The following is a 1,824-nucleotide window of genomic DNA, read 5'->3' as shown; positions in this document are numbered from 1 at the left end:
AAATACCGGCTTTATCAAAAATGGATTGTTACCCTGACGGCCTCCCGGTGCGCTTTTCCACTTTTCCGAGCCCCCTCTTTTTGTTAGTATGGGACGAGTCGGGCGGGAGGACGATCCTGAAGGAGGCGCGATGAGATGACGCGCGATGAGATGACGAAGGAGAGGGTCACCATGCTGGAGATCGGACAGGCGACGCTGCAGGATCGCGAGGGGGTGATGGCGCTGCTCCGGGCCAACCACGCGGACAACCTCGGCGAGGCGGAGAGGCGGGACGGCTTCGTGACGACGAACATGACCCCGGAACAGATGACGGCGCTGATCGTGGAGGAGAACGGGGTGACGGTCGCGCGGGACGGGGCCGGAGTCGCGGCCTTCGCCCTCGCGGCCCCCTGGGGCTTCTGGTCCCAGTGGCCGTTCTTCCGGAACATGATCCGCATCCTCGGGAACTATCGGTTCGGCGGGGTGACGCTGACGGAGGAAAACTCCTACCAGTACGGTCCGGTGTGCGTCGACCGGGACTACAGAGGCCGAGGGGTCTTCGAGAGGGTCTTCGCCGCCTCGCTCCGGACGATGGAGGACCGTTATCCCATCATGGTGACCTTCGTGAACCAGGCCAACCCACGCTCCTACGCGGCGCACAGCCGAAAGGCCGGCATGGCCACGCCGGGGACGTTCGACTACAACGGCAGCCATTATTATCTGATGGCCTGCTCGACGCGAGGGCAACGGGAGGCGCAGGGCATGGACCGACGCGGATAAAGCATGCCGCCGCTCTCCCCGGGCTTGTTATAATCTGAGGTGTCTGATCTTGCGTCCCGCCGTCCATCGAGAGCGGGATGGGGGTCGGGATTTCAAATTGGGGGTGCCGATCATAGCCAGCAAAGATTCGGGGCTTTTCTACATTCTGTCGATCGACGGCGGGGGGATTCGCGGTCTCTTTCCCGCAGCCGTCCTCGGGCACATCGAAACGGAGCTGAAGGTGCCGCTTCGAGAGCGCTTCGACATGTTCGCCGGCACGAGCACGGGGTCCATCATTGCCGCCTCCGTGGCCTGCGGCGCCGATATGGACAGGATCGCAGGGGTCTATCGCAACGACGGCCCCTCCATATTCAGGCGCCGGAGATTTTGGGGGCCAAGGGTCTTCGAGCCCGCCATCCGCAGCCGTTACCACCAACGGAGGCTCCGTGGGGCGCTGGCCCCGCTTCTCGGGGACGTCACGCTGGGCTCCATAGAAGCTCCCCTCGTCCTTCCCGCTACCGATATCAGAAGGGGAGAGGCCTATCTCTTCCGCTCCGGCTACGCCAGGGAGAAAAACGAGGACCTGCAGGTCCCCCTGATCGACGCCGTCGTCGCCTCCTGCTCGGCGCCGACCTATTTCGATCCGACCCACATCGGAAACAACCTGCTTGCGGACGGCGGGCTCTGGGCCAACAGCCCCTCGCTCGCCGCGGTCATAGAGGCCCAGCAGACCCTGGATGTCGCGCTCGAGGATATCCGGGTCCTGTCCCTGGGCACCGGGCACTCCCAAACGGGTTACGGCCTCATGAAACAAAAACGATGGGGATTCATCAACGGCTGGAGGGGAACGGAATTCGTCGACTTTCTGATGTTCCTCCAGACTCGGTCGACGCACAATTATCTCGAGATGCTGCTCGACAAAAAACAGTTCCTCCGCCTCTCCTTCGAGTCCGAGACGCCCCTGAATCTGGACGACTGTTCCATTATGGAGGACCTCGAGACAAAAGCCCGGGAGGTCTTTCGGGAGAGCCGGGAGAAAATCCGACGCTTCCTCGACGGTGGGCTTTAGCGCACTGCAGCAGGGAC

The 1,824-nt window shown here is 62.7% G+C and carries 2 protein-coding genes; both read left to right on the top strand.

The window, feature by feature from the left end; all coding sequences use genetic code 11:
- Positions 1 to 135 precede the first annotated feature (135 nt).
- Positions 136 to 759: a GNAT family acetyltransferase gene (locus tag Q0176_RS05760; RefSeq protein ID WP_299300141.1), complete on the top strand. Its 624-nt coding sequence runs from the start codon at positions 136 to 138 to the stop codon at positions 757 to 759.
- A 103-nt stretch (positions 760 to 862) separates the two neighbouring features.
- On the top strand, positions 863 to 1,807 hold the full coding sequence (locus tag Q0176_RS05755) for a CBASS cGAMP-activated phospholipase (RefSeq protein ID WP_299300143.1): 945 nt from the start codon (positions 863 to 865) through the stop codon (positions 1,805 to 1,807).
- The last annotated feature ends 17 nt before the right edge of the window (positions 1,808 to 1,824 follow it).

It is taken from the genome of uncultured Fretibacterium sp., assembly GCF_938040765.1.
Taxonomy (GTDB): domain Bacteria; phylum Synergistota; class Synergistia; order Synergistales; family Aminobacteriaceae; genus CAJPSE01.
The sequence above is the reverse complement of the archived record's forward strand: the minus strand, read 5'-3'. Positions and strand labels throughout refer to the sequence as shown.

Bases quoted from the DNA above. Each gene is read 5' to 3' on its own strand.
- Q0176_RS05760 (WP_299300141.1), top strand. From the start codon at position 136: ATGACGCGCGATGAGATGACGAAGGAGAGGGTCACCATGCTGGAGATC.